This window comes from Dyella sp. 01L423 (genome assembly GCF_056399945.1).
This window is the reverse complement of record NZ_JBFTSI010000004.1, coordinates 47,844-73,362: the sequence shown is the minus strand read 5'-3', so window position 1 is coordinate 73,362 and position 25,519 is coordinate 47,844. Positions and strand designations below refer to the sequence as shown.

At 65.1% G+C, this 25,519-nt stretch carries 23 protein-coding genes; 17 read left to right on the top strand and 6 right to left on the bottom strand.

The window, feature by feature from the left end:
* Positions 1 to 10 precede the first annotated feature (10 nt).
* From motD to AC1DMY_RS12930, 4 genes are all read left to right on the top strand, one after another.
* Entirely contained in the window at positions 11 to 1,162 is a 1,152-nt protein-coding gene (gene motD / locus AC1DMY_RS12945) for a flagellar motor protein MotD (protein ID WP_477165357.1), read from the top strand.
* A 52-nt stretch (positions 1,163 to 1,214) separates the two neighbouring features.
* Positions 1,215 to 1,676 (top strand): chemotaxis protein CheW, encoded by a 462-nt coding sequence (locus tag AC1DMY_RS12940; RefSeq protein ID WP_477165356.1) that lies wholly within the window; start codon positions 1,215 to 1,217, stop codon positions 1,674 to 1,676.
* Positions 1,677 to 1,762: 86 nt separating this feature from the next.
* On the top strand, positions 1,763 to 3,700 hold the full coding sequence (locus tag AC1DMY_RS12935) for an AI-2E family transporter (protein ID WP_477165355.1): 1,938 nt from the start codon (positions 1,763 to 1,765) through the stop codon (positions 3,698 to 3,700).
* A 200-nt stretch (positions 3,701 to 3,900) separates the two neighbouring features.
* A complete protein-coding gene (locus AC1DMY_RS12930; RefSeq protein WP_477165354.1) occupies positions 3,901 to 4,845 on the top strand; it encodes a SphA family protein in 945 nt (314 codons plus the stop codon).
* 16 nt (positions 4,846 to 4,861) lie between these two features.
* Here AC1DMY_RS12930 and AC1DMY_RS12925 read toward each other — a convergent pair whose 3' ends face one another.
* The 3 genes from AC1DMY_RS12925 to fliK all read right to left on the bottom strand — a co-directional run bounded on the left by AC1DMY_RS12925 (position 4,862) and on the right by fliK (position 7,580).
* Positions 4,862 to 6,070 (bottom strand): DUF2252 family protein, encoded by a 1,209-nt coding sequence (locus AC1DMY_RS12925; protein ID WP_477165353.1) that lies wholly within the window; start codon positions 6,068 to 6,070, stop codon positions 4,862 to 4,864.
* Between the two features lie 95 nt (positions 6,071 to 6,165).
* Positions 6,166 to 6,441, bottom strand: a complete 276-nt coding sequence (locus AC1DMY_RS12920; RefSeq protein WP_477165352.1) for an EscU/YscU/HrcU family type III secretion system export apparatus switch protein — start codon at positions 6,439 to 6,441, stop codon at positions 6,166 to 6,168.
* Positions 6,438 to 7,580, bottom strand: a complete 1,143-nt coding sequence (gene fliK / locus AC1DMY_RS12915) for a flagellar hook-length control protein FliK (protein WP_477165351.1) — start codon at positions 7,578 to 7,580, stop codon at positions 6,438 to 6,440. Before fliK ends, AC1DMY_RS12920 begins: the two co-directional genes overlap by 4 nt.
* Before the next feature lie 191 nt (positions 7,581 to 7,771).
* Here fliK and AC1DMY_RS12910 point away from each other — a divergent pair, with 191 nt between their 5' ends.
* From AC1DMY_RS12910 to AC1DMY_RS12855, 12 genes are all read left to right on the top strand, one after another.
* Positions 7,772 to 8,086, top strand: a complete 315-nt coding sequence (locus AC1DMY_RS12910; protein ID WP_477165350.1) for an STAS domain-containing protein — start codon at positions 7,772 to 7,774, stop codon at positions 8,084 to 8,086.
* Between the two features lie 14 nt (positions 8,087 to 8,100).
* Positions 8,101 to 8,463, top strand: a complete 363-nt coding sequence (locus tag AC1DMY_RS12905; RefSeq protein ID WP_046973083.1) for a response regulator — start codon at positions 8,101 to 8,103, stop codon at positions 8,461 to 8,463.
* Between the two features lie 135 nt (positions 8,464 to 8,598).
* Positions 8,599 to 10,584 (top strand): chemotaxis protein CheA, encoded by a 1,986-nt coding sequence (locus AC1DMY_RS12900; protein ID WP_477165349.1) that lies wholly within the window; start codon positions 8,599 to 8,601, stop codon positions 10,582 to 10,584.
* Positions 10,585 to 10,756: 172 nt separating this feature from the next.
* Entirely contained in the window at positions 10,757 to 12,430 is a 1,674-nt protein-coding gene (locus AC1DMY_RS12895; RefSeq protein WP_477165348.1) for a methyl-accepting chemotaxis protein, read from the top strand.
* A 202-nt stretch (positions 12,431 to 12,632) separates the two neighbouring features.
* The gene (locus AC1DMY_RS12890) at positions 12,633 to 14,285 is read left to right on the top strand and encodes a methyl-accepting chemotaxis protein (protein WP_477165347.1); all 1,653 of its coding nucleotides are present in this window, start codon (positions 12,633 to 12,635) and stop codon (positions 14,283 to 14,285) included.
* Between the two features lie 207 nt (positions 14,286 to 14,492).
* On the top strand, positions 14,493 to 14,999 hold the full coding sequence (locus AC1DMY_RS12885; protein ID WP_441602951.1) for a chemotaxis protein CheW: 507 nt from the start codon (positions 14,493 to 14,495) through the stop codon (positions 14,997 to 14,999).
* A gap of 26 nt (positions 15,000 to 15,025) precedes the next feature.
* Positions 15,026 to 16,741 (top strand): methyl-accepting chemotaxis protein, encoded by a 1,716-nt coding sequence (locus AC1DMY_RS12880; RefSeq protein WP_477165346.1) that lies wholly within the window; start codon positions 15,026 to 15,028, stop codon positions 16,739 to 16,741.
* Positions 16,742 to 16,743: 2 nt separating this feature from the next.
* Entirely contained in the window at positions 16,744 to 17,625 is an 882-nt protein-coding gene (locus AC1DMY_RS12875) for a CheR family methyltransferase (protein WP_477165345.1), read from the top strand.
* Complete coding sequence (cheD, locus tag AC1DMY_RS12870; protein ID WP_477165344.1) at positions 17,622 to 18,281, top strand: chemoreceptor glutamine deamidase CheD; 660 nt, start codon at positions 17,622 to 17,624, stop codon at positions 18,279 to 18,281. The genes AC1DMY_RS12875 and cheD overlap by 4 nt, the downstream gene beginning before the upstream one ends.
* 109 nt (positions 18,282 to 18,390) lie before the next feature.
* A complete protein-coding gene (locus AC1DMY_RS12865; protein ID WP_477165343.1) occupies positions 18,391 to 19,488 on the top strand; it encodes a protein-glutamate methylesterase/protein-glutamine glutaminase in 1,098 nt (365 codons plus the stop codon).
* A 14-nt stretch (positions 19,489 to 19,502) separates the two neighbouring features.
* On the top strand, positions 19,503 to 20,687 hold the full coding sequence (locus AC1DMY_RS12860; protein WP_477165342.1) for a methyl-accepting chemotaxis protein: 1,185 nt from the start codon (positions 19,503 to 19,505) through the stop codon (positions 20,685 to 20,687).
* A gap of 11 nt (positions 20,688 to 20,698) precedes the next feature.
* Positions 20,699 to 21,001: an STAS domain-containing protein gene (locus AC1DMY_RS12855; protein WP_199728084.1), complete on the top strand. Its 303-nt coding sequence runs from the start codon at positions 20,699 to 20,701 to the stop codon at positions 20,999 to 21,001.
* 27 nt (positions 21,002 to 21,028) lie between these two features.
* Here the strand turns inward: AC1DMY_RS12855 and AC1DMY_RS12850 are convergent, their stop codons facing one another.
* Both AC1DMY_RS12850 and AC1DMY_RS12845 read right to left on the bottom strand, forming a co-directional pair.
* Positions 21,029 to 22,096, bottom strand: coding sequence for a M48 family metallopeptidase (locus AC1DMY_RS12850; RefSeq protein ID WP_477165341.1), 1,068 nt, complete (start codon positions 22,094 to 22,096; stop codon positions 21,029 to 21,031).
* Positions 22,097 to 22,101: 5 nt separating this feature from the next.
* Positions 22,102 to 23,283 (bottom strand): YjgN family protein, encoded by a 1,182-nt coding sequence (locus AC1DMY_RS12845; protein WP_477165340.1) that lies wholly within the window; start codon positions 23,281 to 23,283, stop codon positions 22,102 to 22,104.
* A gap of 462 nt (positions 23,284 to 23,745) precedes the next feature.
* On the opposite strand from AC1DMY_RS12845, the gene AC1DMY_RS12840 reads away from it, so the two are divergent.
* Positions 23,746 to 24,123, top strand: coding sequence for a cupin domain-containing protein (locus tag AC1DMY_RS12840; RefSeq protein WP_477165559.1), 378 nt, complete (start codon positions 23,746 to 23,748; stop codon positions 24,121 to 24,123).
* An 87-nt stretch (positions 24,124 to 24,210) separates the two neighbouring features.
* Here AC1DMY_RS12840 and AC1DMY_RS12835 read toward each other — a convergent pair whose 3' ends face one another.
* Complete coding sequence (locus tag AC1DMY_RS12835) at positions 24,211 to 25,407, bottom strand: GGDEF domain-containing protein (protein ID WP_477165339.1); 1,197 nt, start codon at positions 25,405 to 25,407, stop codon at positions 24,211 to 24,213.
* Between the last annotated feature and the right edge of the window lie 112 nt (positions 25,408 to 25,519).

The window sequence follows — 25,519 nt, the reverse complement described above, 5'->3', positions numbered from 1 at the left end:
GCGCAGCGTTGTGGCTAGGAAGAAGAAACACCATGAAGACCACGTCAATCACGAGGCCTGGGCCATTCCCTACGCCGACTTGATGACGCTGTTGCTTGCCTTCTTCGTGGTGATGTACGCGGTCTCGGTGGTGAACGAGGGCAAGTACCGCGTGATGTCCAATTCCATCATCGAGGCCTTCAACGGCTCCAGCCACGTGATCGCACCGATGCCGCAGACGCGTGCGCAGCCGCACAATGTCGATCCCGCGATTGCCTCTCCGGGGAGCCAGCCGGGCGCCGCGACCATCCCGGTCAGCGTGCCGATTCCGGGGCGTCCGCAGATGGTGCGTGCGGTGGACAATCGCGCCGCCTCGCCGATGGAAGAGAAACGCAATCTGGAGGTGATCCGCGACCAGGTGGTGCGGGCACTGCAGCCCTTGATCGACAAGCAGATGGTGATCGTGCGCAAGACCACGTCGTGGCTGGAAGTGGAGCTGCGCACCGACATCCTGTTTCCCAGTGGCGTGGCGAAACTGTCGCCGGAAGCCAACGACGTGCTCAACAGCATGGCCTCGATCCTCAAGCCGTTCCCCAATACGGTGCGCATCGAGGGCTATACCGACGACAGGCCGATCAACACCGCGTTGTATCCGTCCAACTGGGAACTGTCCGCCGCGCGCGCGGCGAGCGTGGCCCGCCTGTTCACGGAGCAGGGCGTGGACCCGACCCGGCTGGGCATCATGGGCTGGGGCGAATACCACCCCAATGCCGATAACGCGACGGAAGACGGCCGGAACCGCAATCGCCGCGTGCTGATCGTGGTGCTCAGCGAAGAAGGCGAGCCCAAGCGCTTCGACAATAACGCGCCAGGCGCAGGCCAGCTCACCGCCGACAAGCAGGGTGCGCCGGCACCGGCGGCTTCTGCCGCACCCACGGCCGGCGCCGTCGTAGCCGCCAACGCCAAGCCGGCCGCGCCCGTGCCCACCGTGGAAGTGGTGGCGCCCCGGTTGATCGACGAAGTGCCGGTGAACCAGGTGATCCTCGCCAAGCCCCAGCGCAGCGCGCCGGAGGACGTCGACTCCGGTCCGGAAGTGACGCCACGCGCCAGTTTGCCCAACGTCGCGGCGGGCGCGATCACCGTGGGATCGGCCCACGTGGCCGCGCCGGAGCATGGCCCGTGATTTGCAAGTCGTTAGTACCGGACACCATTCCCACCACCGGGGAGCCATCGCCATGAAACATGTACAGAACGCCCAGCACTGGCTGTCCTTCCGCATTGGCGGGCAGCTGTATGCCGCGCCGCTGACGCAGGTGAGCGAAGTGCTGCGCGATGGCGAACTGACGCCGGTGCCGGGTTCGGCGTCCGACGTGCTGGGCATCCGTCACCTGCGTGGCCGCATCGTGCCGGTGCTCGATGGGCGTCGGCGCCTGGGGCTGTCCGATGAAACGCGCATCGACCCATTCCAGGTGCGCCAGGTGATGCTCTCGCACGGTCCGCATCTGGTCGGCATTCGCGTGGACGCGGTTGGCGACCTGCTGGACGCCGCCGCTGCCGACATCGCACCGCCGCTGCCGGGCGCCATGGCGCGCGAAGACGATCCCGTGCACGGCGTGTTGCCCTCGCAGGGCGGCTTCGTGGCCTTGCTCGATGTGCGCCGCCTGTGCCGCTTGCCGCTGGAACAAGAAGCGGCCTGACCCAACCGACATCGGGCAAGGCTATCCTTGCGCTATCCGGGGCGACGTCGTCGTCCCGGACACGCCGCGGTGTAGAGGAGATGCCCATGTCGTCGCAAGACCCCACTTTGCCCGCCGTGACGGCGAGCCAGCGCGCGGTGGTCATCATCGCCGCGGCATCGGTGCTGGCGCTGCTGTACTTCGGGCGTGAGGTGTTGGTGCCGATCATCCTGGCGCTCTTTCTCAGCCTGCTGATGGCGCCATGGGTGCGCCTGTATCGCCGTATCGGCCTGGGCCACGGCGCGTCGGTGATGATTGCGGTCTTGGCGCTGGTGGTCATCGTGACTGGCACGACCGCGATGATGGGGACGCAGGTGGTGCACGTGGCGCGCAGCCTGCCGCAGTACGAAGCCACCATTCACACCAAGGTACAGTCGCTGCGCGAACAAACGGTGGGGCGCCTGGATCTCCTGAGTGGCGAACTGGGCAAGGTGATCGACGAATCCGGCCAAGGTGCGGCACCGTCCGCGAGTGTGGCAGCGCCGCCTTATCTGACCAACGCGCCGGCCGCGCCCAAGCCCGCATCGACGCCCACCAAGCTACCCAGTGCGCCGGTGTCGGTGATCACCCGGGTGCTGTCCACGGCGTGGGTGCCGGTGGAAACCGCGGGCATCGTGCTGGTGGTCTTGATTTTTGTGCTGCTGGAACACGAAGCCCTGCGCGACCGCTTCATCCGTCTCGCCGGCGGCGCGGACCTGCGCGCCACCACGGCCGCGATCAACGATGCAGGCGAGCGGCTCTCGCGCTTTTTTGTCTCCACCTTCTCGGTCAACTTCGGGGTGGGCTTGGCGATCTGGCTGGGATTGGCCGTCATCGGCGTGCCCAGCGCACTGCTGTGGGGCCTGCTTACCGCGGTGATGCGCTTCGTGCCCTATATCGGTGTGTGGCTGGTGGCTGCCGTGGTGAGCCTGTTCGCGGCCGCCGTGGCGCCGGGCTGGTCGCTGCTGTTGATGACGGTGGTGTTGTACCTGGTGGTCGAGATCATCGTGTCCCAGCTGATCGAGCCATTTCTCTACGGACACACGACGGGTCTGTCGCCACTCGCCGTGGTGGTAGCCGCCATCTTCTGGAGCTGGTTGTGGGGGCCGGTGGGACTGCTTATGTCCACGCCGCTGACGCTTTGCCTGGTGGTGGCGGGCCGTCACGTGCAGGCCTTGAACCTGCTCAATATTCTGCTCGGCGATACGCCGGCGCTGACCATGCCGCAACGCGTATACCAGCGCGCCTTGTCGGGCGATGCGAGCGAGATACTCAGCGAGGCGCGCGAGTTCCTGAAACGTAAAAGCTTCGCGGCGTATTGCGACTCGGTGCTGTTGCCCGCGCTACAGCTGGCGCGCATCGACCTGGCGGCCGGCGCGATCAGCACCGAGCAGCAGACCGCGGTCAAGCGCGCCATCGTGACGGTGGTGGAAACGCTGGACAGCCATGAAAGCAAATGGGCGCGCTGGCGCCGTCGCAGCTCGGTGCTTGAGAGCGTGAGCATCGGCCGAAGCCTGCGCCAGCATCGCGAAGATGCGTTTGGCCGCTGGCAGGGGCCGCTCGCCGTGGCGCCTCGTTCGGTGGTGCTTTGTCTTGGCCTCGGTTCGGTGGCCAGCGACTTCGCCACCGAACTGCTCACCCGCATCCTGCGCGACCTGCGTATCGATGCACGCCATCTCTCGGTGGAAGATTTCGCAGCCTTCGATGCGGAGCCGCATCCGGAAGCCACGCCCAATGCGGTGTCGATGGTCTACATCGTCAGCACCCACCCGACCAAGGAACGCGAGAGCTTCGATGAGGCTGTCGCGCTGACCCGTCGCGGGATTCCAGAGGCCTGCCTGGTGGGCGTGTTCTTTCCCGAGCCGTTGGCGGCGACGGAGGTGGAGCCGCCAGTCAATGCCGAGCTCAACGAAGTGGTCACGTCACTCGAGCAGGCGGCGCAGCAGGCGATTGCGCGCTTTCCGGAAGGCGGCGCGGAACGCGAGCTGCGCGGCGCCACCATCTGAAGGCGCTTCATTCGTATATCGCAAGATCATGATGCCGTTTTTTTGATACGCGATCCGGACGCCGTTCTGCGTATTTCTACCTAGATCGAGTAGGTGGATTTTCGCTTGTCCGGCTCCCGCGATCCGTAGAGGCTGAGGCAGTGCGGCAGTTCAGTTGCCGCACGAAACGCGCATGCCGTCGCGCAACGCCTGGAGCTGTCATGAAACGAGTCGCGCTGTATGGCGCCATGCTGGTTGCGTTGTTTGCCCTGCCGCTACATGCCACGGAAACGGGCGTTGGGCGCTCCATCACGGGCATGCAGGCAACGTCGTACTCGGGCCTGATTCCCCCGGCGCCCGGCCTGACCTGGCAATACGGCTACGCGTACTACGACGGCTCGATCAGCGCTTCCAAACAGGTGCCTATCGCCGGTGGCGGCTCGGCGCTCGGCCTCAAGGCGGAGTTCCAGCTAGCCACGATCACGGGCTTGTACATCTGGAAGACGGCGCCCTCGTCCTGGAATTTTGCCTCGATGATGACCATGCCTTTTGCGTACGTCGACGCCAACGTCAACGCAAGGCTGGGCAGTTTCAGCGCGAGTCGCTCATCCCATGTGCTGGGGCCGTACGATTTGTTCTTCGCGCCCGTGATTGCCAGCCATCATTTCAGCCAGACGCAGCACATCTCGTTCTCGCTTTACGTCTACGCGCCCACCGGCGACTACAAGGATGGCCGCCTGGCCAATGCCAGCCTCAACACCTGGACCTTCTCACCCACCATTGGCTACACCGCCTTGTTCGATCAGGGCTCGCTGGAATGGAGCGCCACCACGGCGGTGGACTTCTACACCAAGGACAAGGCGACCAACTACCAGAACGGCTCGGTGTATCGCCTCGATACCTTGCTGGTAAAACGCTTTCCCACGGGATGGGGCGTGGGCGCCGTCGGCGGCTGGATCTATCAGTTGGAAAACGACACGGGACCGACGGCCGATCTTCTTGGCGGCTTCAAGGGACACGCACTGGCGGTCGGCCCGATGGTGAACTATCTCAAGAAGTGGCAGGGCGGTCAGGTCGAGTTTTCATTGCGCTGGCTGCACGAATTCGACGTCACCAATCGCCTGCAGGGCAATCCGGCGATGTTGTCGGCGACGGTGACACTCTGACCTTCCTGCGAACGATTCAGGCCTGGCCGCCCACGTAACGGCGGCAGTGGTCCAGGTAATCGCGTTCATGCATCGACAGCAGACCGGTCACGGCCTGCCACAACCATGACGGCGCATCGAGCGTGCGCGAATGATTGCGCTGCAACTCCTGGCACCAGGATTTGCGCGTGGCGGCATCCATCTGGCGTGAATGGGCGTGTCCCACCACGTGGGCAAGAAAGGCCGCCACGCGGCGAGCCTGTTTGCGATGCAGGCGGGCAATGTCGATCTTCAGATCCTGCGGCAACAGTTCGCGCACAAACACCGGCTTGTCCAGCAGACGTGCGGGACGCATGCGGTTGCCCAGCGCCGGCGACAGGTGCTGTGCCGCGAGCACGACGCGCTCGGCGTGATCGCGCGGCATGCGCACCTGTCTGGCGCGGGGTGCGATGGACGCGGCCGCTTCCTTGATGTCGATCAGGCAAAGATCGTCGCCCTCCACCGCATCGCCATCCACGTCGAGCAAGGCGGCATAACGCAGCTTGCCCAGCGAGCTGCAGCCTTTGCGCCAGTACGCGGCATCGAGCACGTTCACATCGCCGGTGGGGTCGCGGTGCCGCCATTGTTTGGCGAGCGCATCCAATTCGGGCTGCTTGAAGATGGCCTGGATGGCTTTGCGCTCTTTCGCCACGATCGGCCAGAACTCCTTGCCCAAGGGCAGCTCCAGGCCAGCCCCGTTGGTGCGTTCATTGGCAAGCGACTTCCAACTGCGTTTGGCCGCTTGCTTCATCACCAGCTTGATGGTGCCGGGCATGCCCGGTTCGGGATCGTCGGTTTCCGGAAACGCCGCTTCGTAGCCGTCGAGCATCGCCTCCATCATGTTGGCCGTGGTGATGCCGGGCAGGTCGGAGCCGCGCGCTGCCATGGCGAGCGAGAGTGCGAGCCGCACCAGGTCATGCGCGGGATTGCCGATCACGCTCTGGTCGAAATCGCGTATCTGGATATGCAGCTTGCCCTGGTCGTCCGCCACCGGGCCGATGTTGCCGATATGGCAGTCGCCGCAGATCCAGATCGCCGGCCCCACCGGCAGGCGCGGCGCCGCGCGCGAGTCCAGCCATGCGTAGAACTGTGCCGTATTGCCGCGCACATAGGCATGCGCCGAGCGGGCCATCTTGGTGTTGCGTCGTTCGATCAGGGCTGCATGGCGCTGTAATGGCGACACGCTGGCGTTGCGGGAACGGGACATAGGAGATCCTGTGTAAGCAGGATCACTGTTGCGGACCAAACATGAAGGACGTGTCGTGTTTTCACGCCTCGCGCATCGTTCGCAAAAACGTGCGTTTAGTGTGGCGCGTCCGCTGCGTCGTAGATGCAGGACAACACGGCGGCGGCAGCGGCATACAGCGTGGCAGGCACTTCCTTGCGCAAGCGCAGCGAGGCGAGAAGCGCAGCCATCTGCGGATCCTGATGCAGCGGAATGCCGAGCGCGCGCGCACGCGCCAGCAAGGTCTCCAGCGATTCCGGAGGAAGGCTCACCGGTGTGGCATGCGCATCGTTGGGACCGCCGGAAAGACGCAAGGTGACGCGACGACGCGCGGGCGGCAGTGCGTTGCTCATGCCATGGTCCTCAGCAGAATCGCACTGTGTTGATGGGTCGATTGCGGCAGCCCCTGCTGGCAGGAGAGCTGGTCGAGGATCAGGCCGGTCGCCGACAAGGCTTGGCGCAACGGACCGAACTGTTGTTCGAGTCGATGCACCGTGTCGGCGCGTTCGGCCCACAGGCGTACCGACAGGCGCAAGTCGCGCAATTGCAGTTCGCCCTGCAGCGGACCCAGCCCGGGCAGGTCGATGGCGAAGCCGAACGTCCACGACGAACCAGCGCCGCCCTCGGCGTTCTGCTGCAGCTGAACTTGCAGGATGTCGCGACCGTCCTCGCCCTGCAGCGGAATTTCTATCATCCAGGCGGACGCGGTGGTGGCTTCGAGCTGGGCCACTTCCACGCGTGCCAAGGCAGCATGCACTTCGCCGTGCAGGCGACTGAGCAAGGCGTCGACATCGTCATCGAGCAGGGACAGCGGCAGCATCGCGCGCGGCTGCGCCTGCAGGCCGCGTTGTTGCAGTGGCGGCGGCGTCTCGCTGGAGGAACTGCTTGCGCGTCGCGCTGGCAGGTAGTCGTCGAGCAGGCTGGCCAGGCGCAGCAGCGCCCCCTTCCAGTCTTCCTGGCTCAGCCCGGCCATATCCAGATTGGGCTCGGCCAGCTGTGCTTCCAGAAACAGGCCGCTGCGCTTGATCGCTTCTTCCAGCCCTTCGCCGCGGGTGATTTCGGTGGGCGTTCGCACCACGTGTTCCAGCGCGGCGAGTGCCGGCCGCAGATAGGCGGGCAGCTGGCGCAAGGTCGGGCGCTGGGCGAGCGCGTCGAGCGTGGCCAGCAACGGCGCATAGCCATTCTGCTGGGGCAGGCGTTCGCGCATGGCGAGCTGCGCCGCGGGCGGGGCGGTTTGCGGCAGCACCAGCTCAAGCTGCGGCTGCGCGCCCAGGGTGAGCACGCGCACCTGGAATTGGGCGGGCAGTTGCTGACCGGCGGGCGCTTCGGTTTCCACGGCGACGGCGCCGATCTGCAGCACCATCATGCCGTCCGAGTTGATCCCCAGCGGACGCGCGGACAGCACGGTGCCGATACGCCAGCTCTCGGCGGCACTGCCGGAGGCAGCGCCGGCCCAAGCGAGGGCTGCGAGACTGGTGGGTTGGATGATCAATCGTAGCTCCTTGCGAACGAAGCGGCATGCGCGCCCGTCCGTGCCCTAGGCATCGGCGGCCTTCGAGAAAACTTGAGGGCCATTTTGCGCTGATGGAATTGGCTCGACCGGGACAAAGATCGCTAAAGCGAACAACGGCATGGCCGATAAACCACCCGTAGACGCCCAACAGGGCAGGCGAGGATCACACCATGGGCAAGACGACGGGTGAGGCAAAGGCGAAGGCGCGCGTGATCGCGCTGCCCGCCGATTTCCGCCTCGGCAGCGTGGCGGACGTGAAGGCCGAACTGATCGAAGCATTCGACGCCGCTGGCGCGCAGCTGGACGGCGCGGGCGTGGAGCGGGTGGATACCGCGGCGCTGCAGTTGCTGGTGGCATTTCGACGCGAGGCGACAGCGCGCGGCCAGTCGCCCACGTGGCTGGGTGTGAGCGAAGTGATGCGTGACGCGGCCGGCATGCTCGGCCTCGCACAGGCTTTGGAACTGCCGGCACCGATGCCGGCCTGAAACTGAGGTGGAAGATGGCGAAGATTCTTGCAGTTGACGATTCGGCTTCGATGCGCGGCATGGTGGCCTTCACCCTGCGCAATGCCGGCCATGATGTGAGCGAGGCGGAGAACGGCCAGCTCGCGCTTGATGCGGCCAAGGGCAGCAGCTTCGACCTGGTGCTGGCGGACGTGAACATGCCGGTGATGGACGGCCTGAGCATGGTGCGCGAGCTGCGCACGATGCCGGCTTACAAGGGCGTGCCGATCCTGATGCTGACCACCGAGTCGCACACGGACAAAAAGATGGAAGGCAAGGCCGCCGGCGCGACCGGTTGGCTGGTGAAGCCGTTCGATCCCGAGCAGTTGCTGGCGACCGTCAAGCGCGTGCTTGGTTAAGGCCCCTCACCGTCATTCCCGCGAAAGCGGGAATCCAGTGCCTTTGTTGGTGCACGAAAGACGCTGGATCCCTGCCTTCGCAGGGATGACGGTCAAGAGAGGCTCCGCGACGTTCCCGAAAGAGTAGAGATCCCCATGAGCAAGGCCGGTCTGGCGCAATTCCAACAGGTGTTCATCGAAGAGAGTCTGGAAGGACTCGACACGATGGAGTCGTCGCTGCTTGCGCTGGACGAGGGCGGTGATGGCGAGCTGGTGCACACCATCTTCCGCGCTGCGCATTCGATCAAGGGCGGCGCAGCCACCTTCGGTTTTCCGGAGATGTCCTCGTTCACCCACGAGGCCGAGTCGCTGCTCGATGAAGTGCGCAGCGGCAAGCGCGCCATCGATGGTTCCATCATCGAACTGCTGTTGCGGACAGTGGATTGCCTGCGCGGCATGTTTGCCCGCGCCCAGGCCGGCGAGCCGCTCAACGATGCCGTGGCCGAAGGGCTGCGCAATGAACTGGCCGCTGCGATGGGACGCGGCGTGCCGGCTACGGCGGTGCAGGCGCGCCGCGATGCGGATCAGGCCGATGCCTGGACGATTCGCTTCCGCCCGCACGCAGGCATGCTCGCCAGCGGCAACGAGCCGCTGCGCCTGATCCGCGAGCTGGCCGGCCTCGGCAGGCTGCAGGTGACGCCTGAGTTCGACAAACTGCCGGCCCTCACTACGCTGGAACCGACCGAGTGCCATATCGGCTGGACCATCGAGCTCACCGGCCCGGCCAAGCGCGCCGATATCAAGGGCGTGTTCGATTGGGTCGAAGACGAATGCGATCTCAGCATCGAGGCCAGGCACGTGGTGGCCGAGGTCGTCGCCGCAGCGGCGGCACCCGCTGCCGCACCGGCGGCGCCCGTAGCCGATGCCGGCGCAGCACGTGCGCAACGTGAAACCAGCGCCGAATCCAGCTCGGTGCGCGTATCGATCGACAAGATCGATGGACTGATCAACCTGGTGGGCGAGCTGGTGATCACCCAGTCCATGCTCGACACCTTCCGCGAAGGCGACATCGACGCCTCGCGCCTGGCCGTGCTCGAACAAGGCCTGGCCCAGCTGGCGCGCCACACGCGCGAGCTGCAGGAGAGCGTGATGGGCATCCGCATGCTGCCGATCGCCTCCGTGTTCAACCGCTTTCCGCGCATGGTGCGCGATATCAGCCAGAAGCTCGGCAAGCAGGTGAAGCTGGAGCTGGTCGGTGAACAGACCGAGCTGGACAAGACGGTGCTGGAAAAGATCGGCGACCCGATGGTGCACCTAGTGCGCAATGCCATCGACCACGGCCTGGAAACGCCGGACAAGCGCCGCGCGGCAGGCAAGGGCGATACCGGCACGCTCACGCTGAAGGCCTCGCATCGCGGCGGCAATATCGTGGTGGAAGTGTCCGACGACGGCGCCGGCCTCAATCGCGACGCCATCGTGGCCAAGGCGATCCAGCGCGGCATCATCAGCAGCAGCGAGGGCATGAGCGACGACGCCGTGGCCGAGCTGATCTTCCAGCCGGGTTTCTCCACCGCCGCCGTCACCACCGATCTTTCCGGGCGTGGCGTGGGCATGGACGTGGTCCGCCGCAACGTATCGGATCTTGGCGGCACGGTGGCGATTCGCAGCACGCAGGGCAATGGCAGCGTGTTCACCATCACTTTGCCGTTGACGCTGGCGATCATCGACGGCCTTACGGCGGCCGTGGGTGAAGAGCGTTACATCGTGCCGCTGGTGTCCATCGTAGAGTCGGTGCAATTGAAGGCCGAAGCAGTGCGCAGCGTGGTGGGCGGCGGCGAGCTGTTCCGCTTCCGTGGCGAATACCTGCCGGTGATCCGCCTGCACGACGCCTTCGCTTGCGAAGGCGCGGTTCACGCCATCGACCAAGGCCTGATGGTGGTGGTCGAAGGCGAGGGCACACGCGTGGGCTTGTTCGTCGACGGCCTGATCGGCCAGCAACAGGCGGTGGTGAAGTCGCTGGAAGCCAACTATCGGCGCGTGCAGGGTGTCTCCGGCGCGACCATTCTTGCCGACGGCTCGGTCGCGCTGATCGTTGATATCGCAGGATTGGTCCGCATGCAGGGTCGCCGGAAAGCGGCCTGACCACACAGCCCGTCATCCCTGCTTTCGCAGGGATGACGGGAAAAACCGCCACAAGTTGATTCCAAGCCGCGACAGGAAGCCGCGGCGCGCTGGCCTGCGGCCCGCGTCAGAGCAGTGCAGGGCAACCATTCGGGCTATCGCAATGCGCCCGTAGCAACAAAGGCCGCCTCCCATGAAGTCTCCCATGAAGTACATCGATCAACTGAGTCTGGCCGCCAAGGTGTGGCTGGTGATTGCCTTCGTGGTGGCGGGCCTGGCGGCGCTCACCCTGGTGTCCGCACTGGACAGTCGGCGTTTGCAGATGGCTTCGCGCGTGAGTGCGCTGGGCGACGAAGTGAATACCGCTATCTCGCTGATCGACAGCTATCACACGCGGGTTGCCGCAGGTCAGCTCAGCGACGAGGAAGCGAAGAAGCAGGCATTGGCTGCCGTTGCCGCGCTGCGCTGGAACAAGGGCGCCGGCTACGTGTTCGCGTTCGATTCGAACTTCATCATGCGCATGCATCCGATCATGCCCAAGCGCGTGGGCATGAGCATCAAGGACGAAGCAGATAGCCAGGGCACTTTCATGTATCGCCACATGATGGAGGCCGATCAGCAGGATGGTTTCGGCGCCACCGAATACATGTGGCCGATGCCGGGCGGCAAGGGGGACGAACACAAGATCACCTACACCACCTGGTACAAGCCGTGGGACTTGCACGTGGCCTCGGGCGCTTATTTCGTTGATATCAACGAGCAGTTCCGCCATGCGTTGATGGTGAGCCTGCTGGAAGCCGCCTTGGTCGGCCTCCTGGTGATCGGCGTGGTGTGGCAGTCGATGCGCAGCATCCGCCGTAGCATCGGCGGCGAGCCCGCATTCGCACTGGCCATGGCGGCGCGCATCGCCGACGGCGACCTGGCCGGCCACGGAGAGCTACGCTTCTCGCCCGATAGCATGCTCGATGCACTGGAACGCATGCGTACCAAATTGGTGGGCATCGTGCGCGAGGTGCAGCAAGGCTCGCAGGTCGTGTCGACTGCCGCGCAGCAGATCTCGCGCGGCAACGACGACTTGTCGCATCGCACGCAAGAACAGGCGTCGAGTCTGGAAGAAACCGCTGCGTCCATGGAGGAAATGACCTCCATCGTGCGCCAGAGTGCGGACAACGCCGGCCATGCGGACCAGTTGGCGCGCAGCGCGCGGTCGCAGGCCGAGCGCGGTGGCGAAGTGGCCACGCGCACCCGCCATGCGATGCACGAGATCGAAGGCGCCAGTCGCCAGATCACCGACATCGTGCAGTTGATTGACGAGATCGCCTTCCAGACCAATCTGCTCGCGCTCAACGCGGCCGTTGAGGCGGCGCGTGCGGGCGAGCAGGGCCGGGGTTTCGCGGTCGTGGCAGGCGAGGTTCGCAACCTTGCCCAGCGCAGTGCGTCGGCGGCGAAGCAGATCAAGCTGCTGATCGGCGACACGGTGGAGAAGGTGCAGGCGGGATCCACGCTCGTGTCCGAATCCGGCCAGGTGCTCTCGGGCATCGTGGACAGCGTCAAGCGTGTCACCGACATCGTCGCCGAGATCGCCGCCGCGTCGCAGGAGCAATCCTCGGGCATCGATCAGGTGAACCGCGCCGTGATGCAGATGGACGAAGTCACCCAGCAGAATGCTGCCTTGGTGGAAGAGGCCGCAGCCGCCGCGCGTGCCATGCAAGAGCAAGCTGATGAGCTTGAACGCCAGATCCGCTACTTCCGCCTGCAGGGCGAAGCACGTGCCGTGGCGCGTCCCGCGGTACCTGCGCGACAGCCTGCAGCGGCCCTGCCGAAGCCGCAGCTTGCATCGGCGAGCGCCGGATGGACCGAGTTCTGACGAAACCAGATACGGCCGACGATGTGGTTAATCGTCGGCAGGGTGTGCTTGCGGCGAGGGATTCAAGGGGCGCCGCCCGCAACATCGGCAACAGCTGCGACAGGAAGCCGCGGCGCGCAAGCCGCTGGCTTGCGTCAGAGCAGTGCAGAGAATGAATCCGGGCAATCGCAGAACCGTCCTTTTCATTCTGAAGGTCAGATTCATGAAGTCTCCGTTGAAGTTCATCGATCGCCTGAGCCTGGCGGCCAAGGTGTGGTTGGTCATCGCCTTTGTGGTGGCCGGCCTGATGGCGCTTACCGTGGTATCCGCCATCGACAGCCGTCGCTTGCAGATGGCGGCGCGCGTGCATGCGTTGAAGGATCACGTCGCCAGTGCCACAGCTGTCGCGCAGAGCTTTCACGATCGCGCCAAGGCGGGCGAATTCAGTGAGCAAGAAGCGCAGCGCCGGGCGTTCGAAGTCATCCGCACGATGCGCTGGGGCCAGGGATCCGGCTATGTCTTTGCGTTCGATTCCAACTTTGTCATGCACCTGCATCCGATCTTTCCGGAGAAGGAAGGCAAGAATGTGCGCGACGACAAGGACCCGGATGGCAAGCCGCTGTGGCAGATGATCGCGGCCGTGGACCGCGCGCAGGGCTCGGGCATCACGCAGTACTCCTGGCCCATGCCGCCGGACAAGCAGATCGAGCCCAAGATCACCTATAGCGCATGGTTCCAGCCCTGGGACATGCATATCGGTACGGGCGCTTACTTCGTCGACATCAACGAGCAGTTCCGCCACGCGCTGCTGGTGAGTCTGCTCGAAGCGGGGCTTGTCGGCCTGCTGGTGATCGGTGTGGTGTGGCAGTCGATGCGCAGCATTCGCCAGAGCATCGGTGGCGAACCGGCATTTGCGCTCGCCATGGCGGCGCGCATTGCCGACGGCGACCTGGCCACGGGCGACGGCGCCCAGACATTTGCCCCGGGTAGCCTGCTCGACGCCTTGCAGCGCATGCGCTGCAAGCTGGTTGAGATCGTACGCGACGTGCAGCAGGGCTCGCAGGTGGTGTCGACCGCGGCCCAGCAGATCTCGCGTGGCAACGACGACCTGTCGCATCGCACGCAGGAACAAGCGTCGAGCCTGGAAGAAACCGCCGCATCGATGGAAGAGATGACCTCGATCGTGCGCCAGAGCGCCGACAACGCCGGCCATGCCGATCAGCTAGCCCGCAGTGCGCGCGTCCAGGCCGAACGCGGCGGCCAGGTCGCGACGCGCACCAGCCACGCCATGCGCGAGATCGAAGGCGCCAGTCGCCAGATCACCGACATCGTGCAGCTGATCGACGAGATTGCCTTCCAGACGAATCTGCTCGCGCTCAATGCCGCCGTGGAGGCTGCGCGCGCCGGCGAGCAGGGCCGCGGCTTCGCGGTCGTGGCAGGCGAGGTGCGCAATCTCGCCCAGCGCAGCGCCTCGGCCGCTCGGGAGATCAAGGCGCTGATTGGCGGAACGGTCGAAAAGGTGCAGGCAGGTTCCGCGCTGGTGAGCGAGTCGGGCGAAGTGCTCGCCGGCATCGTGGACAGTGTGAAGCAAGTGACCGATATCGTGGCCGAGATCGCCGCCGCGTCGCAGGAGCAATCCTCGGGCATCGACCAGGTGAACCGCGCCGTGATGCAGATGGACGAAGTCACCCAGCAGAACGCGGCCTTGGTCGAAGAGGCCGCCGCCGCGGCGCGCGCCATGCAGGAGCAGGCGGATGAACTGGAGGTACGGGTGCGTTACTTCCGGTTGCAGTCGGAGGCGTCGGTGCTGAAACCAGTCGCTCGGTCAGCAACGGGGTTGCCTGCCATGAGCCGGCCAATGGCCCTCGCGACCTGAACTGTCAGCACCCCTGTGGGAGCGCACCCTGTGCGCGACGGCCTGGCCGTACCTCGCGGCGAACGGATGCCGTCGCGCACAGGGTGCGCTCCCACAGGACGCCGCCGGCCCCGGCCCAAGAACCGTTTTCCGCTCAAGTTTCCCCCGCCACCGCCGATCCAGAACCCGATAGGGGGCCTCGCACGCGGCCCCGACCACGAGGCGAACATGTCCGACAACACCCGGAGCGAGGCGCTCCAGTCACAGTACCTCACCGTCAACCTCGCCCACGAGGAATACGGCATCGACATTCTGGCCGTCCGGGAGATCCGCGGCTGGACCCCGGTGACGCGCATTCCGCAGGCGCCGCACTACGTGCTGGGCGTGCTCAACCTGCGCGGCGCGATCGTGCCGGTGATCGACATGCGCCTGCGCTTTGGGCTGGAACGCGAAGCTTATGGGACCACCACGGTCACCGTGATCATCACCGTGGCCGGCCGCAACTTCGGCGTCGTGGTCGACGCCGTATCCGACGTGCTCGACGTCACGCCGGATGCCATCCGCCCGGTGCCCGACATGGGCACCACCGTGGATACGCAATACCTCAAGGGGTTGACCGCCGCCGGCGAGCGCATGGTGCTGCTGCTGGATGTGGACAAGCTGTTGCAGCCCCAGGACGCACAGATGCTTGAGGCGGCGCTGCCAGCTGTCTCCGATGTCAAAGCCGTGGCCTGACCGACTTACGCAGGATTGGAACCAACATGAAGAAGTTCGCACTGAAAGCCCCGGAACTCAACGTCAGGAACCGCATGCGTGCGGTGCTTGGCCTGCTTGGCCTGATGCTGATCGCCGGCGCCGTGATCGGCATCGGTTCGATGCAGCAGCAGAACGACGGCATGGGCAAGATCTATGAAGAAGAGATCGTGCCCGCCCAGTTGATCTCGCAGATCTCCACCCGCTCGCTGATGTCCTTCATCCTGCTGGGCGAGTCGAGCTCGCTGGTCAGCAAGCCTGAGCAAGTCAAGGCCAAGCTGGCGGAATACGAGAAGATGCAGGCGGAAATGGAGGCGCTGAAAAAGCAGTTCCAGGCGATTCCCATGAGCGATGCGGTGAAGAAGCAGTTCACCGCCTGGGGCTCCACCGACGCCGACTACAAGGACGCCAAGGATTCGCTGGTCGACGCCCTCAAGCAAGGCGACACCGGCTCGTCCGAGCTGCTGGAAATGCAGGTGCGCCCGTTGATGATGCAGCGCCAGGACGTGCTGGCCAAGCTGGTCGACGCACAGCGCGCCGATGCCAAGCAGATCTACGACGCGCAGGTGAGCCGTTACCACCTCGTGCGCACGGTCAGCATCGTCGCCTTGATCGTCGGCCTGCTGGTGGCCGGTCTGATGGCCGTGTTGCTGATGCGCTCCATCCTCAACACGCTGGGCCTCGCAGTGAAGGTCGCCCACGCCATCGCCGGCGGCAAGCTCGGTCACAAGATCGCCGCTACCCGCAAGGACGAACTGGGCGAGCTGCTCGATGCTTTGCGCACGATGGACGAGCGCCTCTCCACCATCGTGGGCGAAGTGCGCCACGGTGCAGGCTCGGTGAGCTCGGCCGCGCAGCAGATCGCACGCGGCAACGACGACCTCAGCCAGCGTACGCAGGAACAGGCGTCCAGCCTGGAAGAAACCGCCTCGTCGATGGAGGAAATGACCTCCACCGTGAAGCAGAACGCCGAGAACGCCAGCCACGCCAACCAGCTAGCCAGCGCCACGCGCCGTCAGGCCGAGCACGGCGGTGAAGTGGCGGCGCAGGCCAGCTCCGCGATGCGCGAGATCAACGATTCCAGCCGCAAGATCTCCGACATCGTCAGCCTGATCGACGAAATCGCCTTCCAGACCAACCTGCTCGCACTCAACGCCGCGGTGGAAGCCGCACGTGCCGGTGAACAGGGTCGCGGTTTCGCCGTGGTGGCCACCGAAGTGCGCAACCTGGCGCAGCGCAGCGCGGGTGCGGCCAAGGAGATCAAGGGTCTCATCAACGACAGCGCGGAGAAGGTGCGCGTAGGTTCGTCGCTGGTGGATCAGTCCGGCAAGGCGCTGGCCGATATCGTCGACAGCGTGAAAAAGGTCACCGACATCGTGGCCGAGATCGCCGCCGCGTCGCAGGAACAGTCCGCCGGCATCGACCAGGTGAACCACGCCGTGCTGCAGATGGACGAGATGACCCAGCAGAACGCCGCGCTGGTGGAAGAAGCCGCTGCCGCCGCTCGTGCGATGCAGGAGCAGGCCGGTGAACTGGCTCGCCAGGTCGGCTTCTTCCAGCTGGGCGATGGCACCGCCGAAGTGGCGACCGAGAAGGCGCGCTCGCAGTCGGTGATGGCCGAAGCCGAAGCTGTGTTCGCCGCGGTGCGCAGCTCCAACGCCCCGGCGCCGCGCGCCCCGGTCCGCGCTGAAGCCTCTGACGCCGGTTCCTGGAAGGAGTTCTGAGCATGAACACGGCTGCCGCGATGGACAACCAGGCTGGCGTCGCAGCCGTGGGCGGCCCGTTGCTGGGCAATGCCGAGTTCGAATTCCTGCGCACGTTCGTCTACGAGCAATGCGGCATCTCGCTGGGCGAGCACAAGCGCCAGCTGGTGCAGGGCCGCTTGCTGCGTCGCCTGCGTGCTTTGAAACTGCGTGATTTCCAGGCGTACTGCGACCTGCTGCGGCGCGATCCGCAGCAGGAGCTGGGCGAGCTGGCGAGCGCCATCAGCACGAATGTGACGGCGTTCTTCCGCGAGTCGCATCACTTCGATCTGCTCACCGACGAGCTGCTGCCGCGCTGGATCAGCGAGAAGAAAAACGGCGGCCGCCTGCGCATCTGGTCGGCCGGCTGCGCCACCGGCGAGGAGCCGTACACGCTCGCCATGGTGCTGGCCGAAGCGCTGGAGAAATACGGCGCGCAGCAGATGGACGCGAAGATCCTCGCCACCGATCTGTCGCCGCAGGCGCTGGAAACGGCGCGCAAGGGCGTGTATGCGCTGGAACGCCTCGAAGGCGTAAGCGTGGAGCGTCGTCGCCGCTGGTTTCTGCGCGGCGAAGGCGACTACGCCGACTACGTCTGCGTGAGTCCGCGCCTGCGCGAGCTGGTCAGCATCCTGCCGCTGAACCTGCTGCATGACTGGCCGATGCAAGGCCCGTTCGATGCGATTTTCTGCCGCAACGTGGTGATCTATTTCGACAAGCCCACCAAGCAGCGTTTGTTCCAGCGCTATGCCGGCCTGTTGCCGGATGGCGGCTACCTGTTCCTCGGACACTCCGAGTCCATGTACGGACTCAATGACAGCTTTGACCTGATTGGACGGACGGTCTACCGGAAACGCAGTACATGAATGTCGTAGCTGCCCAACTCCCCGCGGGCGCCGGGTATGACCCGGCCCGCGTGCTGCCGGGCTTTGAACACCTGCGCCGCTTCTGGGATCCGACGCAGTCGTGCATGACGGTCAAGGTATTGCCGGGCGAGTTCTATGTGAGCGCCCAGCAGGAAATGATCTCCACCGTGCTGGGCTCCTGCGTGTCCGCCTGCATTTACGACCGCGTGCGCGGCCTTGGCGGCATGAACCATTTCATGTTGCCAGAGCCGATCGGCGGCGAGCGCGGCGGCTGGGCCGACACGATCGGTCGCGCGGCGCGCTACGGCAACGACGCGATGGAACAGCTGATCAACGCCATCCTCAAGGCAGGCGGGCAGCGGTCGAACCTGGTGGTGAAGGTGTTCGGCGGCGGTCGCGTGCTGGCCACCATGACCGACATCGGCCAGCGCAACATCGCCTTCGTGCGCCGTTACCTCGAAGCGGAACGACTTGAAGTGGCCGCGGAAGACCTGGGCGACGTGCATCCTCGCCACGTGCAGTTTTTCCCGACCAGCGGCAAGGCGCGCGTGCGCCAGCTGCGTGGCCGCACCGACACCGTGCTGGTGGATGGCGAGCGCCAGTATCTCAAGCGTTTGGCAAACGATCCGATAAAGGGAGAGGTGGAACTGTTCTGACGCCGCACGCGTCAGCATGGTTGGCCTCTGCAAGCATCTGGCGCCGACACGGGCCGGCGGACACGGGTGAAGCACCCGCGCCGCACCACGAAGGCGAGACGAATACGCGATGGAAAGAGTACGTGTCCTGGTGGTCGATGATTCCGCACTTGTGCGGAAGCTGCTATCGACCATGCTTTCGTGCGATCCGGGCATCGAGGTGGTGGGTACCGCCGCCGATCCGTTGATTGCGCGCGAAAAGATCAAGCAGCTCAATCCCGACGTACTCACGCTGGACGTGGAAATGCCGCGCATGGACGGCATCACGTTTCTCGAAAACCTCATGCGCCTGCGCCCGATGCCGGTGGTGATGGTGTCCTCGCTCACCCAGGAAGGCGCGGAAGTGACCCTGCGCGCGCTGGAACTGGGCGCGGTCGACTTCTTCACCAAGCCGGGCAACGATCTGGCGAGCACGTTTGCCGAAGGCGCGCAGGAAATCTGCGCCAAGGTGAAGCTGGCCGCACTGGCGCGGCCGCGTCAGCGCACCGCCGTGCGCAAGCTCGATGTGCCGCCGCGCCTCACCGCTGATGCGGTGCTGCCGCGCGCGCAGAGCGCCGGAACGCGCGGTGGCATGCCGATCATCGCCATTGGTGCCTCCACCGGTGGCACCGAAGCTATTCGCGTGGTGCTCGAAGCCATGCCGCCGGACGCGCCGCCGATCGTCATCACGCAACATATTCCTGCCGCTTTCAGCGGCCCGTTTGCCGCACGCATGGACACGTGTTCCGCCATGCGCGTGTGCGAGGCACGCGACGGCCAGCCGATCCAGGCCGGCCATGCGTACATCGCGCCGGGCAGCCAGCATCTGCTGGTGATGTGGGATGGCGCCAAGTACGTGTGCCGCCTGCATAACGGCCCGCCGGTGAATCGCCACAAGCCGAGCGTGGACGTGTTGTTCCGTTCGATGGCCGCCAGCGTCGGCCAGTCGGCCATCGCGGCGCTGCTCACCGGCATGGGCGACGACGGCGCGCGCGGTCTGCTGGAGCTGCAGCAAGGCGGTGCACGCACCCTGGTGCAGGACGAAGAATCCTCGGTGGTTTGGGGCATGCCCGGCGCCGCCTGGAAGCTTGGCGCGTCCAGCGAAAAGCTTCCGCTCGAACACATTGCCGCGCGATTGCTCGCGATGGCGCATCAACCTGTTTCCCGCGCCGCTGTGTCGGCCACCTGATCGGCAGATATCTTATGGATACTTTCTTCTCCTTTGTGCACAAGCGCCCGGTGGCCGGCCTCGCCGCCAGTGCGGTGGCGCTGGCGCTGACCATGCTGTGGCCGTCGGCCTGGCTGGGCCCGCTGGTGATCGTGCTGCTGACCGCCGCGTGGATTGTCGAAACGCGGCGCGCCATGCCGGCGATCGAGCCCGTCATCGAAGTCTCGCTGGCCCACCATGAGCCCGTGCGCGAAGCGCTGGAGGAAGTGCGCAGCTCGCTGGTCGACGAACTGGGCCACGCCACGCGCGAACTGCATCAGGCACTGGACCTGCTGCGCGACGCGGTGTCGGAACTGGGTGGCGGCTTCGACGGCCTGTCGCGCAAGACCGGCATGCAGCAGTCGCTGCTGCGCCAGATCATCGATGGCCAGAGCGAAGGCGTCTCCGTGCAGGACTTCGCGGCGCGCACCAGCGATCTGCTCGCCCATTTCGTCGACATGATCGTGCAGATGTCGCGCGAAAGCCTGCGCATCGTCTACCGCATCGACGGCATGGCCAAGGAAATGGACGCCGTGTTCGGTCTGCTGAAGAACGTGAATACCATCGCCGAAGAAACCAACCTGCTCGCGCTCAACGCGGCCATCGAAGCGGCGCGTGCCGGCGAATCGGGCCGCGGCTTCGCGGTGGTGGCCGGTGAGATCCGTAACCTGGCCAGCCACTCCAACCAGTTCAACGAACAGATCGGCAGCCACGTCGAGCGCGCCCGCACCGCGATGGAGCAGCTGCGCGGCCTGGTCGGCACCATGGCCTCGCAGGATCTGAACGTGGCGCTGTCGGCCAAGGGCGGCATCGACGCGATGATGGCGCACGTCACCGAGAGCGACGCACGCACCAGCAAGGTCGCCGACCAGGTGGTCGAGATCAACCGCGGCCTGGGCACCGACGTGGCCACCACGGTGCGCTCGCTGCAGTTCGAGGACATCCTGAGCCAGCTGATCAACCAGACCCGTCAGCGCCTGGTTGAGCTGCAGGACATTACCACCGAATGCACGCGCGATATCCAGGAGCTTGCCTGCAGCCCGATCGACGCCGACTCGCTGGCGCAACGCGCCGAGCGCGTGCGCAACCGCCTGGCCATCCAGCGCGAGAAAGCACGCCTGCGTTCGCGCGGCCCGGCGCTGCAGAACTCGATGGACGCCGGCGAGATCGAATTGTTTTGAGGAACTAAGCCATGAGCCTGACCGTTCACCACGACCCCGACCTGGACTGCGTGACCCTGCAGCTGGGCGAACGCTTCGACTTCACCGTGCATCGCGCCTTCCACGATGCCTGCCTCGGCGGTCGCGCTGCCCGCAGCTATGTCATCGATCTGGGCGAAGTCTCCAGCATGGACAGCTCCGCCCTCGGCATGCTGCTCCTGCTGCGCGAGCACGCGGGCGCCGACCGCGCGGAAATCCGCATCGTCAACGCCGATACCGGCCTGCGCGGCACCTTGCGCGTGGCCGGATTCGACAAGCTGTTCGTGCTGCACTGACGTTTGCGTAGCGCGTGGGCAGGGCGATCAGTGCACGCCGGTCGCCCGCGCTGCGGGGCGATGCGCCTGAAACGCCCGTGACGCTGCATCGGCGTGAGCGATGCGCTCCGCCGTCATCGGATGGCTGGCGGCATAGCGCATGCTCTTGTCCTCGCCCTTGATCTCCGGATGCGCGCGTTCCAGCGCTTGCATCGCATGCACGAAGGCCACCGGATCGATACCCTGCTGCGCGAGCGCGTCGAAGGCGTAGCTGTCGGCATCGGCCTCGAATCCGCGCGAATAGTGCGCGTTGATGAGAAACATGGGCACGCCCGCGGTCACGCCGCCGAGCGACGTAACATCGCCCATCAGCATCCCGGCGACGATGAACACGCCCGAGCTGCGCAATACCTCGCGCAGCAGATGATGATGGGCCTGATGCCCCAGCTCATGCGCAACGACGGCCATGAAGGCCTGATCGTCCGGTAGCTCTTTCATCAGCGCATCGGTGAACACCACGCTGCCATCGGGCATCGCAAACGCATTCGCGCCGATGGCCGGTGCCGTGTAAAAGCGCAGGCGCACCTCGGGCAGGCCGTGGATGCCTTGCACGAAGTGCTGAAACACCGCCTGATAGTGCGCCTGCTGCTCGGGTTTGAGCGTAGTGGGCATCAGCAGGCGTCCTTGCAGTGCGGCCAGCGACTGCGTGCCCATGCTGTGCTCCAGCGTGGCTGGTAGGTGCGAGGCGATACGGTCGGCCGCCCACGGCACGCCGAATTCGAACAGGCCGAGCAGGGCCGCCACGATGATCACGACGCCCGCCATCGCCGCCGGCCACTTGCGCTCCAGCCAGTCGACCACGCGCTCAAGCCGGTGGTGGCGAGGGAACCAGTCGTCCGGCAGCAGGTCGTGATCGATCTGCAAATATGCGCCGTCCGCCAGCCGCAACGCGTAGGGCAGGCCGATCACCCGTGCACTGGGGTCGAAGGCATCCAGCGACGCGTTCCAGCTCTGCGTGCGACCGCCGGTGTGCCAGTGCAATAGCGAGTCTTCGCGCCATACCGTCACCGGTATGGCGCGTGTGGATCGTCCATCGAAATAGACTGCCGGGATCACGGCGCCTACAGGCCGATGTCGATGCCCAGGAGACTATCCATTTCAGTCGCCGCGGCACCGATCTCGCCGTGGGCAAACGCGTCGCGCACAAAATCATCGAGCTCGCCCGCGCCGACGATGTCCAGGTGTTCTGCTCGATAGCGCGCCAGACGTATGCGCGCCCAGGGCATCGCCAGGCCGATCGTGCAAAGCACGGCCAAGCCGTTGGTGAGGTAGATGCCCAACATCTCCCAGTACCCCAGCGTGGAGCGGAAGCGGTACGAACCCAGGTGCGCGTTGTTGTAGAGCAGATTGGTCATCTGCGTGTGGATGAACGTCCAGGCGCCGAGATAGAACGGCGCCATACAGGCGTAGATGCCGGCGATCGCGAGCAGCGGCGGCGCCGCCTTGGGCTGGAGCGCCAGCTGGCTCTTGAAGGCGAAGAACATGCCTGCCATCAGCGCGATGGTAGGCAGCAGCCATAGGAGCGCCACGCCGGCGGTCTTGATGTAAACACCGTAGTAGTCGCTGACTTCGGCCGAGAACTTGAATGACTTGCCGCCGAAGTGATGGTTCTCGACCATCCATTCCTGCTGGTGGCCTTTGATCCAGGGCGCGATCACCGCGATGCCGCCGAATACCAGCACCACGCCAAAGCCGGGATGACCCGCCAGCGAGGCGAGGAAAAAGCCCAGGAACGGAATACCCATCAGGAAGTACACGCCCAGGTACCACTTATAGGCGCCGCCGTAGTCGTCGGTGAAGTAGAAGCGCAAGCCGCGCCACGAGGAATAGCGTGCGCGGAACATCAGGCTCTTGACGATCATCCACGGCATGAACACGGCGACGACCAGCGCGGCGGCGACTTGTGCGGGTTTGAAGAATTGCCCGCCCAGCACGTAGGTCGCGAAGATCAATGCGGTGAGCAACCGTCCCTTGAGGATCGGTATCGGCTTGGCCAGGTATTCGAACGGCGTGTCGGCAAGCACGGTGTTGGCATACATGTAACGGCGCGTGCGCACGGTGGCCCAGGCCGAATAGATGCCAAGCGTGACCAGGCTCAGCGCCACGTTGACGATCCAGATGCGGAAGTAGTCCCTGGCGTTGCCGCGAAACTCCAGGCGGCGGCCCTTGCCTACAGATAATGCGGGTGGTGCGACGTCAATCTCGGGCAAGTACACGCCCGAGGCCATGGTCTCGTCATGCATAGCTTGGATTCCCCTGCTTTGCCTCCCCCCCGGGAGGCGAGAGGAGCATAGCCGAGAATGTTGTCCTTCGAGGCAAGGAATGTGTGTAAGGGTTGCCTGAACCTTACGTCGGCGTAGTGAGGGCAATGACGCTCGCAGACTGCTTGGCGCACCGCTTGCTCGGCCGTCCGCTCAATTGACGCTGTCACCGACGGGGCGTAGGTTTCTACGGACATCGGGAGCATCCTTCCCGACTTGTCGTGTTCGGCGTTTTCAACGCACACGTCGTCGCTCCGCCCCCTCGACTTGCGCACGCCCTGATCGCGACGTGTGGCGACAGCGCATGTCGATTCGCTGGTATTCGGATCCATGCAGGGGCATGAGGTGGACGTTCCGTCCACCATGGAAAAGGACGTCCAAACGCGGGTTTCCGCGCCCTCGCGGATGCCTTACCGACCTCGTCGAACTGCTGGAGGACGTGTGATGAAGACTTCCGTTTCGTGCGGCATGAAGTGCGCATTGCTGGCGCTGGCCTGCGTCTTTGCAGGATCGGTATTCGCCCAGGACATGGTCAAGGTTGCGCCGAAAAACACCAAGGTGCTGATCGACAACGATCAGGTACGAGTCATTGAAGTCTGGTTGAAGCCCGGGGAATCGTTGCCGATGCATTCGCACCCGGCCAACGTCGTCTACTTCGAGACGGGCGGAAAGGCGAAGAGCACCAGCGCCGACGGCAAGGTGACCGAGATGGATCGCAAGGCAGGCGAGGCGATCTATAGCGAGCCGATCACACACAGCAATCAGAATACGGGCACGACGCCGACCAAGGCCTTGGTGGTCGAGCTTAAGACGGCGAAATAAGTTCGACTGTCGACACGGTGAGGGCGGCTGGCTTCGCTTTCAGCAGGGAGCCGGCCGATCCGTTTTCAAGGACGGTGCGGCGGTCGGTCAGCAGCGCGAATCGCCTGCTTCGGCCAGTCGCGCATCGTGGTCTCCCGCAAAGCTCACGCCGTTGCGGCCGTCGAACTTGGTGCGATACATCGCCTGATCCGCCTGGCGCACCAGATGCTCGAAACGCGTGCCCTGCCGCGCGACGGCAACGCCGATGCTGGCGGTGACCGGGATGATCTGCTCGCCCATGCGTGCGTGCGAATGGGCGAGTGCGAGCCGCAAGCGCTCGGCCGTCTCCAGTCCCTGCACCAGGGTGGCGCCCGGCAGCGCCACCACGAACTCTTCGCCGCCGTAGCGGCTGGCCAGGTAATTGGGCCGCTGCACCGCCTTGCGCAGCATCTGCGCCACGTGGCGCAGCACGGCATCGCCGGCGTCATGGCCCCAGCGGTCATTGATCTGCTTGAAGTGATCCAGATCGAATATGAGCAGAGCAAATGGCTGCCCGCGCTCCAGGCAGCGTTCCAGTGATGCGCGGCCCTCCGCCACGATCGCGCTGCGGTTGAGCAGCCCGGTGAGGCCGTCGGTGCGTGCTGCGCGGCGCAGGTCCACTACCAGTCGTTCGGTGATGAGCTGCAGCAGCGCGAAGTAAGAGGCGAGCGTAGTCAGGATGCCGACCACGTAGGTCGCCGCCACCGGCATGCCGGCCGTCATCAGGTTCTGGCTGGAGCCCGGGTCCAGGGGCGCGAAAACGCGGGCAAGGTAGAACAGGCCATTGGTCACCAGCACGGCGCCGGCGATGCGGCAGCTCTTGCGGATGTCCGGCTCGCTGTAGCGCAGCAGCAGATAGGCATAGGCGAAGTTGAACGCCATCGCCTGCAGGCTGCCGGCCAGCAAGCGTGCGCCCAGGTTGGGCGTGACAAAGGCGAACCAGGCGATGGCGCCGGTATAGACCACGGCAAAACTGCCCGGCCAGCGCCAGCGCATCGGCAGGCCCAGGTGTTGGGCAATGCCCTTGAGCGTGAGGATGTTGCCGGTGACCAGCAGGCCGTTGCCGATGACGATCGAAATGACGTCAGGGATGTGGTTGCGCAGCCCGATCAGCGTGACGCCGAGGGTGTTGATCCAGATGCTGGCCACCCAGATACGCAGCACCCTCTGTGTGTTCAATACCGCCATCAACGACGTAAAACCGACCGCCGCACCGATACCCATCAGGAGGCAGGCGAGAGTCAGGGTAGGGATGTCGAGATGCATGGCTCTCCCTGGTGCCAGGTCCCTCTTGGCCGAGAGGGCGCCCTGGGCCTCCGATGAGGCGGTGACTGGGTCTCCCCAGCATATCGGACAAACTCTCAAAAACTTGAACTGC

Coding starts and splice junctions, on each gene's coding strand:
- AC1DMY_RS12885 (WP_441602951.1), top strand. CDS start 14,493: ATGTCCGACAACACCCGGAGCGAGGCGCTCCAGTCACAGTACCTCACC.
- AC1DMY_RS12935 (WP_477165355.1), top strand. CDS start 1,763: ATGTCGTCGCAAGACCCCACTTTGCCCGCCGTGACGGCGAGCCAGCGC.
- AC1DMY_RS12840 (WP_477165559.1), top strand. CDS start 23,746: ATGAAGACTTCCGTTTCGTGCGGCATGAAGTGCGCATTGCTGGCGCTG.
- AC1DMY_RS12890 (WP_477165347.1), top strand. CDS start 12,633: ATGAAGTCTCCGTTGAAGTTCATCGATCGCCTGAGCCTGGCGGCCAAG.
- AC1DMY_RS12905 (WP_046973083.1), top strand. CDS start 8,101: ATGGCGAAGATTCTTGCAGTTGACGATTCGGCTTCGATGCGCGGCATG.
- AC1DMY_RS12930 (WP_477165354.1), top strand. CDS start 3,901: ATGAAACGAGTCGCGCTGTATGGCGCCATGCTGGTTGCGTTGTTTGCC.
- AC1DMY_RS12865 (WP_477165343.1), top strand. CDS start 18,391: ATGGAAAGAGTACGTGTCCTGGTGGTCGATGATTCCGCACTTGTGCGG.
- AC1DMY_RS12940 (WP_477165356.1), top strand. CDS start 1,215: ATGAAACATGTACAGAACGCCCAGCACTGGCTGTCCTTCCGCATTGGC.
- cheD (WP_477165344.1), top strand. CDS start 17,622: ATGAATGTCGTAGCTGCCCAACTCCCCGCGGGCGCCGGGTATGACCCG.
- AC1DMY_RS12835 (WP_477165339.1), bottom strand. CDS start 25,407: ATGCATCTCGACATCCCTACCCTGACTCTCGCCTGCCTCCTGATGGGT.
- AC1DMY_RS12860 (WP_477165342.1), top strand. CDS start 19,503: ATGGATACTTTCTTCTCCTTTGTGCACAAGCGCCCGGTGGCCGGCCTC.
- AC1DMY_RS12845 (WP_477165340.1), bottom strand. CDS start 23,283: ATGCATGACGAGACCATGGCCTCGGGCGTGTACTTGCCCGAGATTGAC.
- AC1DMY_RS12925 (WP_477165353.1), bottom strand. CDS start 6,070: ATGTCCCGTTCCCGCAACGCCAGCGTGTCGCCATTACAGCGCCATGCA.
- AC1DMY_RS12880 (WP_477165346.1), top strand. CDS start 15,026: ATGAAGAAGTTCGCACTGAAAGCCCCGGAACTCAACGTCAGGAACCGC.
- AC1DMY_RS12875 (WP_477165345.1), top strand. CDS start 16,744: ATGAACACGGCTGCCGCGATGGACAACCAGGCTGGCGTCGCAGCCGTG.
- AC1DMY_RS12895 (WP_477165348.1), top strand. CDS start 10,757: ATGAAGTCTCCCATGAAGTACATCGATCAACTGAGTCTGGCCGCCAAG.
- AC1DMY_RS12855 (WP_199728084.1), top strand. CDS start 20,699: ATGAGCCTGACCGTTCACCACGACCCCGACCTGGACTGCGTGACCCTG.
- AC1DMY_RS12920 (WP_477165352.1), bottom strand. CDS start 6,441: ATGAGCAACGCACTGCCGCCCGCGCGTCGTCGCGTCACCTTGCGTCTT.
- AC1DMY_RS12910 (WP_477165350.1), top strand. CDS start 7,772: ATGGGCAAGACGACGGGTGAGGCAAAGGCGAAGGCGCGCGTGATCGCG.
- AC1DMY_RS12900 (WP_477165349.1), top strand. CDS start 8,599: ATGAGCAAGGCCGGTCTGGCGCAATTCCAACAGGTGTTCATCGAAGAG.